General features: G+C 67.4%; 16 protein-coding genes and 2 tRNA genes. 4 read left to right on the forward strand and 14 right to left on the reverse strand.

The window, feature by feature from the left end; translation table 11 throughout:
• On the forward strand, positions 1–249 hold the full coding sequence (locus ABD188_RS13450; protein ID WP_344063168.1) for a hypothetical protein: 249 nt from the start codon (positions 1–3) through the stop codon (positions 247–249).
• Here ABD188_RS13450 and ABD188_RS13455 read toward each other — a convergent pair.
• The 3 genes from ABD188_RS13455 to ABD188_RS13465 are packed head-to-tail and all read right to left on the reverse strand — an operon-like array spanning position 246 to position 2,471.
• Positions 246–1,619, reverse strand: coding sequence for an MFS transporter (locus ABD188_RS13455; protein ID WP_344063170.1), 1,374 nt, complete (start codon positions 1,617–1,619; stop codon positions 246–248). The genes ABD188_RS13450 and ABD188_RS13455 overlap by 4 nt on opposite strands.
• On the reverse strand, positions 1,616–1,831 hold the full coding sequence (locus ABD188_RS13460) for a hypothetical protein (protein WP_344063173.1): 216 nt from the start codon (positions 1,829–1,831) through the stop codon (positions 1,616–1,618). The genes ABD188_RS13455 and ABD188_RS13460 overlap by 4 nt, the downstream gene beginning before the upstream one ends.
• Before the next feature lies 1 nt (position 1,832).
• A complete protein-coding gene (locus tag ABD188_RS13465) occupies positions 1,833–2,471 on the reverse strand; it encodes an ArsR/SmtB family transcription factor (protein ID WP_344063176.1) in 639 nt (212 codons plus the stop codon).
• A 105-nt stretch (positions 2,472–2,576) separates the two neighbouring features.
• Here ABD188_RS13465 and ABD188_RS13470 point away from each other — a divergent pair, with 105 nt between their 5' ends.
• Entirely contained in the window at positions 2,577–4,628 is a 2,052-nt protein-coding gene (locus tag ABD188_RS13470) for a M3 family metallopeptidase (RefSeq protein ID WP_344063179.1), read from the forward strand.
• 56 nt (positions 4,629–4,684) lie between these two features.
• Here ABD188_RS13470 and ABD188_RS13475 read toward each other — a convergent pair whose 3' ends face one another.
• The 8 genes from ABD188_RS13475 to ABD188_RS13510 all read right to left on the reverse strand — a co-directional run bounded on the left by ABD188_RS13475 (position 4,685) and on the right by ABD188_RS13510 (position 11,035).
• The gene (locus ABD188_RS13475; protein ID WP_344063181.1) at positions 4,685–4,855 is read right to left on the reverse strand and encodes a hypothetical protein; all 171 of its coding nucleotides are present in this window, start codon (positions 4,853–4,855) and stop codon (positions 4,685–4,687) included.
• Positions 4,852–5,967, reverse strand: a complete 1,116-nt coding sequence (locus tag ABD188_RS13480; RefSeq protein WP_344063184.1) for an epoxide hydrolase family protein — start codon at positions 5,965–5,967, stop codon at positions 4,852–4,854. The genes ABD188_RS13475 and ABD188_RS13480 overlap by 4 nt, the downstream gene beginning before the upstream one ends.
• Positions 5,968–6,013: 46 nt before the next feature.
• Positions 6,014–7,282 carry an ATP-dependent Clp protease ATP-binding subunit ClpX gene (gene clpX / locus ABD188_RS13485; protein WP_344063187.1) on the reverse strand — a complete coding sequence of 423 codons (1,269 nt, stop codon included), beginning with the start codon at positions 7,280–7,282 and terminating at the stop codon, positions 6,014–6,016.
• Between the two features lie 211 nt (positions 7,283–7,493).
• Positions 7,494–8,165, reverse strand: coding sequence for an ATP-dependent Clp protease proteolytic subunit (locus tag ABD188_RS13490; RefSeq protein ID WP_344063189.1), 672 nt, complete (start codon positions 8,163–8,165; stop codon positions 7,494–7,496).
• A 28-nt stretch (positions 8,166–8,193) separates the two neighbouring features.
• Positions 8,194–8,778: an ATP-dependent Clp protease proteolytic subunit gene (locus ABD188_RS13495; protein WP_344063191.1), complete on the reverse strand. Its 585-nt coding sequence runs from the start codon at positions 8,776–8,778 to the stop codon at positions 8,194–8,196.
• 94 nt (positions 8,779–8,872) lie between these two features.
• Positions 8,873–9,361, reverse strand: coding sequence for a tetratricopeptide repeat protein (locus tag ABD188_RS13500; protein ID WP_344063194.1), 489 nt, complete (start codon positions 9,359–9,361; stop codon positions 8,873–8,875).
• A gap of 69 nt (positions 9,362–9,430) precedes the next feature.
• Positions 9,431–10,876 carry a trigger factor gene (gene tig / locus ABD188_RS13505; protein ID WP_344063197.1) on the reverse strand — a complete coding sequence of 482 codons (1,446 nt, stop codon included), beginning with the start codon at positions 10,874–10,876 and terminating at the stop codon, positions 9,431–9,433.
• A gap of 85 nt (positions 10,877–10,961) precedes the next feature.
• A tRNA-Pro gene (locus ABD188_RS13510) sits at positions 10,962–11,035 on the reverse strand.
• 235 nt (positions 11,036–11,270) lie between these two features.
• Between ABD188_RS13510 and ABD188_RS13515 the strand changes: the two genes are divergently transcribed.
• Together ABD188_RS13515 and ABD188_RS13520 are read left to right on the forward strand one after the other, a co-directional pair.
• Positions 11,271–11,344, forward strand: a tRNA-Gly gene (locus ABD188_RS13515).
• Positions 11,345–11,556: 212 nt separating this feature from the next.
• Positions 11,557–12,453 (forward strand): alpha/beta fold hydrolase, encoded by an 897-nt coding sequence (locus ABD188_RS13520; protein ID WP_344063200.1) that lies wholly within the window; start codon positions 11,557–11,559, stop codon positions 12,451–12,453.
• A gap of 4 nt (positions 12,454–12,457) precedes the next feature.
• On the opposite strand, the gene ABD188_RS13525 is transcribed toward ABD188_RS13520, so the two are convergent.
• The 3 genes from ABD188_RS13525 to ABD188_RS13535 are packed head-to-tail and all read right to left on the reverse strand — an operon-like array spanning position 12,458 to position 15,515.
• Positions 12,458–12,817 carry an A1S_2505 family phage non-structural protein gene (locus tag ABD188_RS13525; RefSeq protein WP_344063203.1) on the reverse strand — a complete coding sequence of 120 codons (360 nt, stop codon included), beginning with the start codon at positions 12,815–12,817 and terminating at the stop codon, positions 12,458–12,460.
• A gap of 1 nt (position 12,818) precedes the next feature.
• A complete protein-coding gene (locus tag ABD188_RS13530) occupies positions 12,819–13,358 on the reverse strand; it encodes a gamma carbonic anhydrase family protein (protein ID WP_344063205.1) in 540 nt (179 codons plus the stop codon).
• A 9-nt stretch (positions 13,359–13,367) separates the two neighbouring features.
• The gene (locus ABD188_RS13535; protein WP_344063207.1) at positions 13,368–15,515 is read right to left on the reverse strand and encodes an acyltransferase family protein; all 2,148 of its coding nucleotides are present in this window, start codon (positions 15,513–15,515) and stop codon (positions 13,368–13,370) included.
• Positions 15,516–15,682: the final 167 nt, after the last annotated feature.

The raw sequence follows: 15,682 nt of genomic DNA on the forward strand, positions 1-15,682 counted from the left end.
ATGCAGCTCGGCACTCGCTGGACGGCGGGCTCTCCGGCGCCCTCGTCGGTTCCCCCCGCCCTGCACATCCAGATCGCCGCCGTCGAGGCGACGCTCGTCGCGGATTCGCTCGGGCAGCCGATGCCGCGATGGACGCTCACCTGGCTCGAGGGTCGGCCGATCGTCGAGCTCGACACCGGTGTGATCGTCACGCTCGATCACGACGGTGAAGCGGTCGTGAGGCACGACGAGGCGGACGGGTTCGGCTAGGCCGTCCGGGCGTCGACCTCGGCGCCCGCCTCTTTCGTGCCCACGAGCAGCACCCGGATGGCGCACAGCGCCGCGACCAGGACGACGCCCGCGCCGATGAGCATGGGTGCTCGCAGGTCGTACCGAGCGACCCAGCCTCCGAGCAGTGTGGCAATGGGGAACAGACCCCACGTGACCATGCGGATGATGCCCAGCACACGACCGAAGAGGTGGGGAGGCACGATCTGCTGCCGCAGGGCCCCCCAGGGCACGTTCCAGATCGAGACGGCCAGGGCTGCGAGGCCGAATGCCGCCACCGCGGTGAAGACCTCGGGCGCCAAACCGGTCAGAAGCAGTCCTAGCGCGCCGACGAAGTTCGCACCCAGCATCACCGGCCCGCGACCGAACCTGCTGACAAGCCCGGATGCCACGATCGAGCCGATCAGCGCCCCCACGCCGATCCCGGCGGTCACGAATCCGATCGCCGCAGGCGCGACGCTGAGCGCATCGAGGAAGAACAGAATGAGCGGCGCCTGTGCGAATGAGAAGGCGGATCCGATGATCGCCGTGAACAGCACCATGGCGCGGAGGTAGTGGGCGTGCCAGAGGTACGAGACCGCCTCACGCGCCGACACGTTCGATCGGGGAAGAGGGGTGGGGACGGGCTCGGGCACCGGGGTGCCCACTTCGATGTCGGGGGCGCCGGCGTCGGACACGAGCGCGTCGGCCTCCGAAGCGGTCCGTCGGGCGAGCAGGGGACGCGCCGCCGAGATCGGCAGCATGAGCGCCAGCGCGATCGGCACGATGTACGCGGCGCCGCCGATCCACAGCGGCAGGGCGAGCGAGACCGCGAGCAGCACGCCGGCGATGGGCGTCGCGACGAAGTTGTCGATCGTGACCTGGGCCGCCTGCATCCGCCCGTTCGCACGGTCCAAGTGCGGTCGCTTGACCACGCCGGGGATGACGGCGTTCGTCGCGTTGTCGAAGAGGGTCTCGCCCAGACCGAACACGAGGGTGCCGATGAACAGGGTCCAGATGCTGATCTGTCCCGTAACGGTCAGGATCGCGAGCCACAGCGCGACGCCGCCGCGGATGGTGTTGGCGACCGCCATGATGATCCGACGGTCGTAGCGATCGACCAGCATGCCGGCGGGAAGCCCGAAGATGAGCCACGGCACGAAGGCGATCGCTCCGATCGCCGCGATGGCGAGCGGATCTTGCGTCAGCGTCGTCGCGATGAGGGGAACGGCCGTCCGGCCCAGGCCATCGGCGAGGTTGCTGAACATCGCCGCGGTCCACAGCTTGCCGAAGTCGCGGCCGAGCGGACCCTTGCCGCCCCGCTCGGCCGCTGGCTCAGTGGCGTCGCCCTTCGTGTCGGAGGTCATGCTCATCGCGGGAGCATTCCCACCGCGCCGTGCGCCTGAGCGTCGCTGCGCGCAGTGGCGAAGGCCGTCTGCGCGCTGACAGCGCGGCGGTGCCCGGCCGCAGCGCGGCGCTCGAGGCGCTGGGAGACGAAGTGGTCGAGTGTGGCGGATGCGCAGAGCAGTGTGCGCTCGAAGGCGGTCGTGCGTGCGTACCCGCGAGATGCGGAGATGGCGGTCATTTCAGTCTCCTAGGCCGGGCAGCGGGAAGAGATCGGCTCGGATGGTGACGGGCCGGACGTTCTCGCCGGTTTGATTGCGGTGGTTGTCGACGGCCTCATCGATCAGCGCCATGATCTTCAGCGCGAGGGTTTTGGCCTGTTCGGGATTGAGGCGTGCGGTGGCGGTGGAGACGAGCGTCCCCTCCTGCCACATCTCGTCCTCGCCGCCGATGCCTCGGTTGACGAAGTCGAGCAGCTGGTCGTTGCGGTTGCGCAGGAACTCGTTCATGACGACCTGCGTCGCCGCGCGGCCTGCCGGAGTCGCCATAGCAGCGGGACTCGCGAACGAGACGCCGCCGATGGGGCGTTCCCACCAGCGCTCACGGCCGGTCCCTCGGTCCTCTGCCTCGCGGATGAGGTCGTGCTTGGCGAGGGCGCGAAGGTGATAGCTGGTCGAGCCGCTCGACTCTCCCAGCCGCTCCGCGAGCGAGCTCGCGGTCTGCGGTCCGTATTGGCTGAGGATGTCGTAGATCCTCACCCGCAGCGGGTGCGCCAATGCCCGAAGGGCACCGGAGTCGAGGACGCGGTCCTCGTTGTGGCGCTTCTCGGTGCGAGCAGCGGCATCCATCGGCTCCGTGCTCTCGGGCGGCTGTTCTTCCATGCCTCCAAGATAGCCATGCAAAGGTTTCTTTGCAAGCTTTTCTTTGCAATATATATTTTGCAAAGGTTTCTCGGGATGATCGAAGCCTCGCACTAAGCTGACGGGATGTCGACCGAGAATCCGCTCCTGTCCCCCTCGACGCTCCCATACGGGCTGCCCGACTATTCGGCCATCCGTCCTGAGCACTATCTCCCCGCTTTCGAAGCCGCCTTCGCGGCACACAAGCGCGAGGTGGATGCGATCACCTTCGTCCGCTCCATGCCCACCTTCGGGAACACCCTGGTGCGGCTGGAGGAGTCGGGAAAGCTCCTCGGCGACGTGTCACGTGCGTTCTACACGGTGTCATCGGCCGACGCGACACCCGAGATCCAGGAGATCGAAGAGACCCTCGCGCCCCTGATGTCGGCACACCAGGACTCGATCCAGCTCAATTCGCAGCTGTTCTGGCGCATCAAGACTGTTCACGAGCAGCTCGACGACCTGCAGCTCGAACCAGAGCAGCGGTATCTCGTCGAGCGCCACTTCCGCGAGATGTCCCAGGCGGGCGCTGGGCTGGATGACGAGGCGAAGCAGACGCTCACCGCCCTCAACCAGCGCCTCTCGACGCTGACCACCACATTCGAGAAGAACCTCCTGAACGACACGAATGACCTCGCCGTCGTCTTCGACGACGACGCGGAGCTCGACGGACTCACCGAGGGCGAGCTGTCCGCGGCCGCCCAAGCTGCGGTCGATCGCGACCTCGCCGGCAAGTGGGTCGTGACCCTCACGCTCTTCACCGGACATCCGTATCTCTCCTCACTGACGAACCGCACGAGTCGCAAGCGGATCATCGACGCCTCCCGCTCACGTGGGTCACGAGGCAACGCCAACGACAATCGCGACGTGCTCCGCGAGATCGTGCGGCTGCGCGCCGAGCGCGCCGCCCTGCTCGGCTACGAGTCCCACGCGGCGTACGTCACGTCAGACGAGACGGCCGGCTCTCCCGAGGCGGTGCACGATCTGCTGCGCCGACTCGCGGTGCCCGCCGCGGCGAATGCGCTCCGAGAGCAGGCGGCGCTGCAGCGCATCATCGATGCCGAAGCCGAGCCGTTCCCACTCGAGGCGCATGACTGGGCGTTCTACACCGAGAAGGTGCGGGCGGCCGAGTACGACCTCGACCGCAGCGCACTGCGTCCGTGGTTCGAAGCCGAGCGCGTGCTGAAAGACGGCGTGTTCCAGGCCGCGACCAGCCTCTACGGCATCACCTTCACCGAGCGCAGCGATCTGTCGGCGTACCACCCCGACGCGCGAGTCTTCGAGATCCGCAACGCGGACGGAAGCGAGGTCGGACTGTTCGTCCTCGACCTCTTCACCCGAGACACGAAGCGCGGCGGTGCGTGGATGAACTCGATCGTGTCGCAATCGCGGCTGCGCGGCACCAAGCCCGTCGTCGTCAACAACCTCAATGTGCCCAAGCCCGCACCGGGCATGCCGGCGCTGCTCACGCTCGATGAGGTCACCACGTTGTTCCACGAGTTCGGCCATGCGCTTCACGGCCTCTTCGCGACGGTGACTTATCCTCATTTCGCAGGAACGAACGTCTTCCGCGACTTCGTGGAGTTCCCGAGCCAGGTCAACGAGATGTGGATCTACTGGCCCGAGATCCTCGCGTCGTACGCGCGGCACGTCGAGACCGGCGAGCCGCTGCCGGGCGAGGTCGTCGAGAAGCTCCACGCGTCCGAGGCCTTCAACCAGGGCTTCGCCACCAGCGAGTATCTCGCGGCGAGCTGGCTGGACCAGGCCTGGCATTCCCTCACCGCCGAACAGGCGGCAGCCGACATCGATGTCGCAGAGTTCGAGGCCGGCGCCCTCGCCGACATCGGACTCGACAACCCCGTGGTGCCCACACGGTACTCGTCGACGTACTTCGCACACGTCTTCTCGGGTGGCTACAGCGCCGGCTACTACTCGTACATCTGGAGCGAGGTGCTCGACGCCGACACGGTCCAGTGGTTCCACGAGAACGACGGACTGACGCGCGCCAACGGCGACCGCTTCCGCGATCGACTGCTGGGAGTCGGCGGTTCGAAGGACCCGCTCGAGGCCTACCGTGACTTCCGTGGCCGGGATGCCGACATCCAGCCTCTGCTCGAACGCCGAGGCCTCACGGCCTGAGATCGCCCGCTGGCCGAGATGGGCGCGACGCGATCGCGCTCAGTTCGGCAGCGAGGTCATCGGGCCGTGACCACATCGGCCAGTGCCCCGTGAAATCCGTCGACGACGAACCCGTCGTCTCGGAGCGGCTCGGCGACGGCATCCCACGCCCAGCCGCCCCGACAGAAGCCCGGAACGGCGATGAACGTCGTCGTGCTGGTCGGGGGTCTCTCCTCGAGTTCGATCACAGTGCACCTACCTCTCGTGCGAATGCCCGCGCTCGGTCCGCCATCGCCGCCGGAACCTCGGCGACCGCGAAGTGCCCGCCCTCGTCGAGGCGCTCGAAAGTGCGCAGGTCGCGGTAGAACGCGCGGGCCAGGGACTCGGGGTAGTCCCCCTCGTGGCGTTGGATGTAGACAGCCGCGGGGACGTCGACGGGCGGAATCGAGTCGGGCTGATCGGCGCCCTCGTAGTACGGGCGGAACGAGGTCGCGATGCTTTCGGAGACCCAGTAGATCGTCGCCTCTGTCAGGATCCGCTCCCGCGAGATGCGACGCTCGACTGCCCGTGGGTCGCCGGGCGGGGTATCGCTCCATTCGACGAGCTTCTCGGTGATCCACGCCAGAAGCCCAGCGGGTGAGTCGTTGAGCGCGGCGGCCAAGGTGTCCGGTCGGGTCGCCTGCACATGGCCATACGCGCCGGCGCTGCCATGATCGGCGGACAGGCGTTCGAAGAACGCGACCTCATCGGGCGCGGTGAGCGTCTTGCGCTCCTCGCCGCTGGGGAAGTGGGAGTGCGTGACGAGGATGCCGAGCACTTGAGCGGGATGCTGCGACGCGATCAGATCGTTCACGTTGGCCGACACATCCTCACCGTAGGTGAGGTACCTCTCGTAGCCGAGCACCTCGGTCATCAACGCGTGCACCGTATCGGCCAGCCGCTGCTCGGTCATGAGCCCGTCGGCATACGCCGTCGAGAACGCGAAGCCGGGGAAGCTCGGCACAACCACGTGGAAGTCGGGCAGCAGGTCGGCGAAGTCGAGCTGAAGCGCGAAGGTGTGCGGCCAGCCGTGCATCACCACCAGCGCGGGAGCGTCGTCCCGCTGGGATCTCAGGTGGACGAAGTGGATGGTCGCATCGCCGACGTCGGCTGTGAACTGCGGATGCCGGTTGAGCCATGCCTCCCGAGAGCGCCAGTCGAACACGCGCCATGCGTCGACGAGCTCCGCGAGATAACCCGAGGTCATTCCCGACGGCGATCGGTGCGGCGAGTCCGGCAGGAGGCGAGCGCGGTCGAGCCTGTCGTTCAGATCGACGATCTGCTCGTCGGAGACGCGGACCGCGAATGGGGTGACAGCCATCCCCCGACGCTACGGCGGGGGTCGGACATTACGGCGCGAGGCAGAGTCAGGCGCTCTTGCGCTTCTCCCGGAGGACGAAGGTCGCGGGTGCCCCCTCGTCGACGGCAGCGCGGGTCACGATGACCTTGTCGACGTCATCCGTGGAGGGGATCTCGAACATGATCGGACCGAGAACGTCTTCGAGGATCGCGCGCAGTCCTCGTGCGCCGGTCTTGCGCTCGACAGCGAGGTCGGCGATCGCACCGAGTGCTTCGGCGTCGAACTCGAGCGAGACGCCATCGAGCTCGAACATACGCTGATACTGCTTGACCAGTGCGTTCTTCGGCTCGGTGAGGATCTCCATCAGGGCGTCCCGATCGAGTGGCGATACCGATGCGACCACGGGCAGGCGGCCGATGAACTCGGGGATGAGGCCGAATTTGTGGAGGTCTTCCGGACGCACCTCGCTGAAGAGGCTCAGGTCGTCGCCCTTGTTGTGAAGCGGGGCGCCGAATCCGATGCCGTGCTTGCCGACGCGCGACGAGATGATGTCTTCCAGCCCGGCGAACGCCCCGGCCACGATGAACAGCACGTTCGTCGTGTCGATCTGGATGAATTCCTGGTGGGGATGCTTGCGGCCACCCTGCGGCGGAACGGAGGCGATGGTGCCCTCGAGGATCTTGAGCAGTGCCTGCTGGACGCCCTCGCCCGAGACATCGCGGGTGATCGAGGGGTTCTCGGCCTTGCGCGCGATCTTGTCGACCTCGTCGATGTAGATGATGCCGGTCTCGGCGCGCTTGGTGTCGAAGTCGGCAGCCTGCAGAAGCTTGAGGAGGATGTTCTCGACATCCTCGCCGACGTAGCCGGCCTCCGTGAGAGCGGTCGCGTCGGCGACGGCGAACGGCACGTTGAGACGCTTCGCAAGAGTCTGCGCGAGGTAGGTTTTGCCGCAGCCGGTCGGACCCAGGAGCAGGATGTTGCTCTTGGCGATCTCGACCTCGTCGGCGCGCTGCTCGGCGGACTGGATGGTGCCGTGCGCACGCACCCGCTTGTAGTGGTTGTAGACGGCGACCGACAGCGCGCGCTTCGCGGCGTGCTGGCCGACCACATACTCCTCGAGGAATCCGAAGATCTCGCGCGGCTTGGGCAGGTCGAAGTCGGTGACGACGCCTGACGCGGATTCGGCCATGCGCTCTTCGATGATCTCGTTGCACAGCTCGACGCATTCATCGCAGATGTAGACGCCGGGGCCGGCGATGAGCTGCTGCACCTGCTTCTGGCTCTTGCCGCAGAAGGAGCACTTGAACAAGTCGGCGCTCTCACCGATACGTGCCATGAGCTCCTCCTCATCAGGTCGGGGGCTGCCCCCCGGCTGACATCGAGCCTAACCGCTGGCGGCGACAGGCGGTGGGATTGCGACGCGCATGTGGAGGACGAGTCGTCCGCTCAGAGCGGAACGGTCGTGCCGCCGCCGCCGCAGACGCCTTTCGGCACGACGAAGCCCCGCCGCCCGAGGATCGAGCGGCGGGGCTGAGGGTCGGACGGACCTACTTCGTCAACGCGGCCGGGACGCGCTTGCGGGTGGTGAGCACCTGGTCGATGAGGCCGTAGTCCAGCGCCTCGACACCCGAGAGGATCTTGTCGCGGTCGATGTCGCGGTTGACCTCCTCCTGAGTCCGCTTCGAGTGCTTGGCCAGCGTCTCCTCCAGCCAGGTGCGCATCCGGAGGATCTCGGCGGCCTGGATCTCGATGTCGGAGGCCTGACCGTGGCCAGCCTCGCCCATCGCCGGCTGGTGGATGAGGATCCGGGCGTTGGGCAGCGCGAGCCTCTTGCCCGGCGCGCCGGCCGCCAATAGCACCGCTGCCGCGGAGGCGGCCTGCCCGAGCACCACGGTCTGGATGCTCGGCGACACGTACTGCATGGTGTCGTAGATCGCCGTCATCGCCGTGAACGAGCCACCGGGCGAGTTGATGTACATGATGATGTCGCGGTCGGGATCCTGGCTCTCGAGCACCAGAAGCTGCGCCATGACGTCGTCAGCAGACGCATCGTCGACCTGCACGCCGAGGAAGATGACGCGATCCTCGAAGAGCTTGTTGTAGGGATCCTGGCGCTTGTAGCCGTAGGCCGTGCGCTCCTCGAACTGCGGCAGGATGTACCGGCTGTTCGGGACCTGCAGGCCTTGCGGAACGGGGGTGCCGAAGGTGGGGGTGTTCATATCGGGTTCTCTCTCTTCGCCTTCGGACTCAGCTCGCGGTTCCGCCGCCGCCGACGACATCGCTGAGGTGCGCGCGGATGTGGTCGACGAAGCCGTACTCGAGCGCCTCTTCGGCGCCGAACCAGCGGTCGCGGTCACCGTCTGCGTTGATCTGCTCCACGGTCTTGCCCGTCTGGGCTGCGGTGATCTCGGCGAGACGGCGCTTCATGTCGAGGATGAGCTGCGCCTGGGTCTGGATGTCGCTCGCGGTACCGCCGAAGCCGCCGTGCGGCTGGTGCAGCAGCACCCGGGCGTTCGGGGTGATGTAGCGCTTGCCCTTCGTGCCGCTGGTCAGCAGCAGCTGACCCATCGATGCGGCCATGCCGATGCCGACCGTCACGATGTCGTTGGGCACGAACTGCATCGTGTCGTAGATCGCCATACCCGCGGTGATGGAGCCACCGGGTGAGTTGACGTAGAGGTAGATGTCCTTCTCCGGATCCTCGGCGGCGAGCAGCAGGATCTTCGCGCAGATCTCGTTCGCGTTGTCATCGCGCACCTCCGACCCCAGCCAGATGATGCGGTCTCGCAGCAGCCTGTCGAAGACGCTTGTCGCGACAAGTGGTTCGGCCATGTGTGTAACTCCTGATTCCGTGGTCGTCGCATTGAATCTACCGGCGCGCCCGGGGCGACCCGCCCGTGTTCGCCCTGGGCAGAGAGACCGGCGATCAGTCCCGCTCGCCGACGAGCTCGTCGGCGTACCCCGTCACCGAGCGGGTGTACCGCGGCAGATGCGGCGCGAGCGCCGTGAGAGCGACGGACGCCGCGGCCACCGCGTCGCCGGTCGACACGAGCGCCAGCGCATAGAACGCGGCCGCGGCGTCGTGCAGCGGTGCGTCGGGTCCGCGGTCGAACTCGACGCGCAGCATCCAGAGTGCCTCGTCGGTGCGTCCAAGATTGCGCAGAGTGCTCGCGAGCTGGATCACCGCCCTGGTGCGGTACTCGTCGTCGAGCCCGGCCTCGAGGGCCTGGCGGTAGAGCGGCTCGGCCTCCGTCTCGATGCCGGCCGAGTCCCTTGCTCCGGCGCGCTCGAACAGCGCTCGTGCGTCGAGCTCGTCGCGCTCGGCCGCCAGCGCGTCGATGTGCGCGATGCGCTCCTGGTCGCTCAGCGATTCGTCTTCCCAGACCGCCTCGACCCGTTCGTCCCACGTCGGCATTGATCCTCCTCAGACAGACGAGGGGGCGGATGCCGCAGCATCCACCCCCTCGTTCAGTGACGGTGATTCCTACTCGGAGTCCGCAGACTTCTTCTTGCTCGAAGCGCGCGGCTTCTTGGCGGGCTTCTCTTCGGCTTGCACGGTCTCTTCGGCCTCGATGATCGCGTCAGCCTCGGCCGCGGCATCCGCGATCTCTTCGGCCTCTTCGATGACCTCTTCCTCAGCCTCGTCCTCATCCTCGACGGCGACGAAGCCGGTGAGGTCGACGGGGTTGCCGTTCGTGTCGACGACGGTGACCTTGCCGAGGGCGACCGCGAGTGCCTTGTTGCGCGCGACCTCGCCGACGATGGCGGGAAGCTGGTTGTTCTCCTGCAGGGTGTTGACGAAGTCCTGCGGCGCCATGCCGTACTGCGACGCGGACTGCACCAGGTACTGCGTGAGCTCGTCCTGCGAGACCGAGACGTTCACGTTCTCGGCGATCGCGTCGAGCAGCATCTGGGTCTTGAACTGCTTCTCGCTGGCCTCGGCGACCTCGGCGCGGTGGACATCGTCTTCGAGACGGCCTTCGCCCTCGAGGTGGGTGTGCACCTCATCCTCGATCAGCTGCGGCGGCACCGGGATGTCGACCTGCTCGAGCAGCTGCTCGATGAGCTTGTCGCGCGCGGCAGATCCCTGGGTGAACACGGACTGCTGGCCGACGCGCTCCTGCAGGCTGTCGCGGAGCTCGGCGATCGTGTCGAACTCGCTCGCGATCTGGGCGAAGTCGTCATCGGCCTCCGGAAGCTCGCGCTCCTTCACGGCCTTGACGGTCACGGCGACCTCGGCCTCTTCGCCGGCGTGGTCGCCGCCGACGAGCGTCGAGCGGAACGTGGTCTCCTCACCGGCGGTGAGCGAGTCGATCGCCTCGTCGATGCCCTCGAGCAGCTCGCCCGAGCCGACCTCGTACGAGACGCCCTCGGCGCGGTCGATCTCAGCGCCGTCGATCGTCGCGACGAGGTCGAGCTCGACGAAGTCACCGGTCGTCGCCGGACGGTCGACGGTCACGAGCGTGCCGAAGCGCGCGCGCAGGCGGTCGAGCTCCTCGTCGATCGCGGCGTCGTCGATCTCGACCGCGTCGATCTCCACGGTCGTGCCTTCGAGAGCCGGAAGCTCGAACTCGGGACGCACGTCGACCTCGACCTCGACGAGTAGGTCGCCCGAGAAGTCCTTCTCGTTCGGCCATTCGACGACATCCGCGCTGGGACGACCGAGCACCCGCAGCTCGTTGGCCTCGACGGCCTGGCGGTAGAACGTGTCGAGTCCCTCGCTGACGGCGTGCTCGAGGACGGCGCCGCGCCCGACCCGCTGGTCGATGATGGGGGCCGGAACCTTGCCCTTGCGGAATCCGGGGATCTGCACGTCCTGCGCGATGTGCTCGTATGCGTGAGCGATGCTCGGCTTGAGCTCGTCGGGCGAAACCGTGATGTGCAGCTTCACCCGGGTCGGCGTGAGCTTCTCGACGGTGCTGTTGACCATGCCTGTTCGTTCTCCTCGTGATCGACCGCGCGGCCGCGCGGCAGCTGAAGTCTGGGTCTGGATGTCGTGGGGATGGGCCGTGACGTCGGGGCGACAGGATTTGAACCTGCGGCCTCCCGCTCCCAAAGCGGGCGCTCTACCAAGCTGAGCTACGCCCCGGGCGGGTGCGCACGCATGTGCGTGCTGATCGGCCCAAAGCAGTCTAGCCGACGCGCTCGAACTCCTCCGCCGTCGCGTGTTCGCTCGCCACATCAGGCGATTCGGCCGATTCAGGAGGGTTTCTGCGGCGATCGTCCTGAATTCGCTGATTCGCCTGATCTCGTCGACGGCGGGCGGGTGACGGGGGCGGACGTGAAGGTCCAGTAGACTGTCGGATGCCGCGGCTCGCCGCTGCGGGGATGTAGCTCAATGGTAGAGCCTCAGTCTTCCAAACTGATGGTGCGGGTTCGATTCCCGTCATCCCCTCCACGCATGTTCCCCGCGCCCGGCCGCCCCGCCGCCGGCCCCCGCCGCCGGCCCCGCGCGGTTACGGACGCGACACGCCGTCGCCCGTCCACGCGAGACGGCGTGTCGCGTCCGTAACCGCAAAAGGTTGCGGGCGACTCATCCGCATCGGGTGATGGCGGTAGCTCCGCTCACGCGCCAGGATTACGCTCAGGACGGGGGGTAGAAGAATGTCCATGAGTCCGAAATCCGCCAAGCATCGGGTCCGGAACACGCCGCGCAAGCCCGCCTCCACGCTCGCCGAAAAGTGGACGACGGTCGACGGCGTCGACGTGTTCTACCGCGAGTCGCCGTCCCCGACGCCGGGCGCGCGGGTCATGGCGCACGTCCACGGCTTCGGACTGTCGGGTCGGTATCTGCTGCCGACCGCTGAGCTGCTCGCCGACGAGTTCCACACCTTCGTGCCGGATCTGCCCGGCTTCGGCCGCAGCGGCAAGCGCAAGGACATGCTCGACATCCCCGACCTGGCGCACGCGACCGCGCGGTTTCTGGACGATCGCGGCGTGGAGCGTGCCTCGCTCGTCGGCAACTCGATGGGCTGCCCCGTGATCATCGAGTTCGCGCATCACTACCCGGAGCGCATCGAGCGGGCAGTGCTCGTCTCGCCGGCGGGCGGCCTGTTCAACCAGCCGCTGCGGCGCGCGATCGGCCAGCTCTCGCGGGACACACCGCGCGAGCCCACCCGTATGGCCAGGGTCGCGGTGCCCGACTACGTGCGGTTCGGCGTGCCCAGTACGGCCCGCCTGTTCCGGGCCCTCACGCAATACCCGTCACTGCAGCGCCTCCTGGAGATGCGGATTCCGACTCTCGTCGTCCTCGGTGAGCGTGACCCGCTGCTGCCCGGCACTCATCGCATCAACGAGATCGCCAGTCAGACAGACACCCATGTGCTCGTGGTGCTGCTCGAGGGCGCCGCCCACGCCATCAATTTCAGCCACCCCGAGGAGCTCGCGCACCTCATCAGGCTGTTCATGGACGACCAGCCGATCGTGAGCAATCCCGACTGGCCGAGTCAGGCCAAGGTGTTCGAGATCCATCGCGGCAAGCACCACCCGGCTCCGAAGACCGACTGACCCGCTACGCGCCGAGCACACGTACGAAGGTCTCCGGCAGTTCGACGTTCTCTGGCGCGCCGCGGAAGAACCCGGCGACCTGCTCCGGCGTGTACCCCGCGATGCCGCACCCGACCTCGGTCACGAGAAAGCGCAGGTCGGGATGCTCCCGCGCGAATCGGAGGAATCGCCCTGCCTGCTCCTCGAACACGCCGAGTCCCGACATCGTGTCGATGGCGTAGGACTGCCCCTGCGGTCCTTCGGACTGACCCCAGACCGCGCCGAAACGCTGGTACGCGAACAGCGCCGCTCCCCCGCCGTGAGCGCCCGAACCGTTCGAGCCGAAGACGAACACCTCGTCGGGCGCCAGCGACTCGATGCGCATGTCAGCGCGCCTCCGCGGACACAGCGTGCGTGCCGAGGTGCGCGCGATAGGTGTCGGCGTTGCGCCGGATGCCGGCTCGCTCCTCGTCGCTCAGCTCGCGGCGCACCTTCGCAGGCACACCCGCGACGAGCGAGCCCGGCGGGATGACGGAGCCCTCGAGCACGACTGCGCCCGCGGCGATGAGGCATCCCTCGCCGACCACGGCTCCGCTGAGCACGACGGCGCCCATGCCGATGAGCGAGGCGTCGCCGATCGTGCAGCCGTGGACGACGGCGTTGTGACCGACCGAGACGTTCGCGCCGATCACGACCGGGCGTCCGGCATCCACGTGCACCGAAACGTTGTCCTGCAGGTTGCTCCCCGCCCCGACGGTGATCGAGTCGCTGTCGGCCCGAAGCACCGCGTTGTACCAGACGCTCGAGTCCTCAGCGAGGGTGACCGCGCCGATCACGCGTGCGCCGGGTGCCACGAATGCGGTGGGGGCGACATCCGGAGTCTTGCCCGACACGGACAGCACAGAGGCCTGCTCGGCGATCGTCATGCCTCGACCCTATTGATCCCGGGATGCCAGGGCATCCTCGATCGCCGACGAGTACCACGGCTTGAGGGTGTCGGCGAAGGTCACCGTCACGTGATCCTGGTCGCGATAGATGTTCGCACCGCCAACCACGGGCCAGCAGACATCCTGTCCGCAGTAGACGTCGGTGAAGTCGAGCAGGGTCGCCCGATCGAGACCGGATGCGGCATCTCGAAGCGGATCGTCCGCCACCAGCACAGCCGACCGCTCGCCGTCGCAGGCCGCCGCCTCGGCGCGGGTCCGGAGGCACTTGTTGGGATCCGTCTCCCACACCGGGTTGTCGACCACCGTGATGACCGGGATCCCGCGGTCGAGCATGTCGCTCCAGGCCTCGCGGTAGCCGGCGACCGCCGCGTCGTGCGACGACGGATAGCCGTCAGACGAGTAGGGGGTGGTCGCGAGCGCCGCGGTGAAGACGGCATCGATATCAGCATCGGCCAGTTCGGCCGACATGCTGTCCCGCCATTCGGTGCACGCTGCGCCGAATGCCCCGGGCGTCGCGAGCGGCGTCGTGTTCCACGGGCAGGCACCCTTGAAGTACGTGACGAGCTGCCAGCCGTTCTCCTCCGCCATGCTCTCGAACGTCGAGAGCAGCTGGTACGCGTGGCTGTCGCCGATGAGCGCGACGCGCGGCGCATCGGGGTCGTCGGACCCGAACGTGCACGACACCGGGCGTGCGTCGTTCAGCTGCACGAAGCACTCTGGGCTCGTCGGGCGATCGACCCCCGCGAACCCCGCGGCGGGCAGGATCGTGTCGGCGAAGTCGGTGTCGGCGCATGTCGGATCGAGAACGGATGCCGCGCCGAAGCATTCGGGCGGATTCTCGCGCAGGTCTTGCAATGCCTTGACCCCTGCGGTGTAGGTGCCGGCGTTGACCGCCCACGCCGCCCCGGCCACGCCGGCCACGAGGACCATGGCGCCCAGCGACGACCACAGCGTCACTCGCGCAGGGCGGGATGTCAGCACTTTCCAGCCGCGCGCCGGATCTTCGACGAACTTCTTGGTCAGCCAGGCGAGCACGAAGCACAGCGCGAGCAGGGCGAGCCGGTGATAGATCGTGAGACCCCAGAACGGCACCGAGGGCGCGATGATGATGAGCGGCCAGTGCCAGAGGTACAGCGAGTACGAGATATTGCCCACGAACTGCGCGGGCCGGATGGCGAGCACCCGCGTCGGATACCACCACCGCTCGTGGTTCGAGGCCATGATGACCGCCGCCGCGCCGAGCGTCGGCACTGCCGCTGCGTATCCGGGGAAGGGCGTTTGCGCATCGAACGTGAAGACCACATAGAGCAGCACGAGGATGCCGGCCCACCCGAGCACGAAGCTGCCGATCGCGTTGCGGATGCGCAGCATCGGCACGAGCGCGACCATCGCCCCGATGCCGAACTGCCACATCCGGCCGAAGGTGACGAAGTACGCCGGTGCGGGGTTCGTGAGCGTGAAGACCACGCAGAAGGCGAAGGAAACCACCGACACGACCGCGAGCGTCACGATGACGGCACGGCGGCGCGAGCCACGGAACCACTTCACGCCGATCCATGCCGCAAGCAGCATGAGCAGCGGCCACATCACGTAGAACTGCTCCTCGAGCGACAGCGACCAGTAGTGCTGCACGGTCGTCGGGTCGCCGGAGTGGTTGAGGTAGTCGGCGGAGTTGAGCGCCAGGTACCAGTTCTCGACGTAGAACGTCGATGCGAGGATCTCGCGCACCTCGTTCGGCAGGGCCGATGTGGGTGTGAGGTACGGCGACATCGCGACCAGGGCGCAGAAGAGCAGAACGAGAAGGGATGCCGGCAGCAGTCGTCGCGCACGACGCGCCCAGAACTGCCCGAGGCGTACGGTGCCGGTCGCGGTGAGCTCGCGCATCAGGTGCGAGGTGATGAGGAAGCCCGAGATGACGAAGAAGATGTCGACGCCCACGTAGCCGCCGGGGAATCGGCCGGGCCAGAAGTGGTAGAGCACGACCGCCAGCACGGCGATCGCCCGAAGTCCCTGCACATGCGGGATGAAGCGGGACGGCTCGGCGTGCTCGGGCGAGCGGTCGCGAGGTTCGGCGGTCACCGTCCGGCGCGGCTCGGCGAGATGCTGCGGTCCGAGGTCGTCGTCAGCGGAAGGCACGCCTCGACGTTAGCCGCTGACGGGGCTGGTTCCGTGCACCGAGCGGGGCCCGACGCCAAGCCGGGTTAGCCCAGCCTTGTCTTGCTTGCGGAATGTTCGGGGCTGAGTACCGTTGAAACGACTGAAGCGGGGCCGTGCCGGCCGGCACCGGATCCGCTCGACACGGA

The sequence above is a fragment of the Microbacterium pumilum genome, assembly GCF_039530225.1.
GTDB lineage: Bacteria > Actinomycetota > Actinomycetes > Actinomycetales > Microbacteriaceae > Microbacterium > Microbacterium pumilum.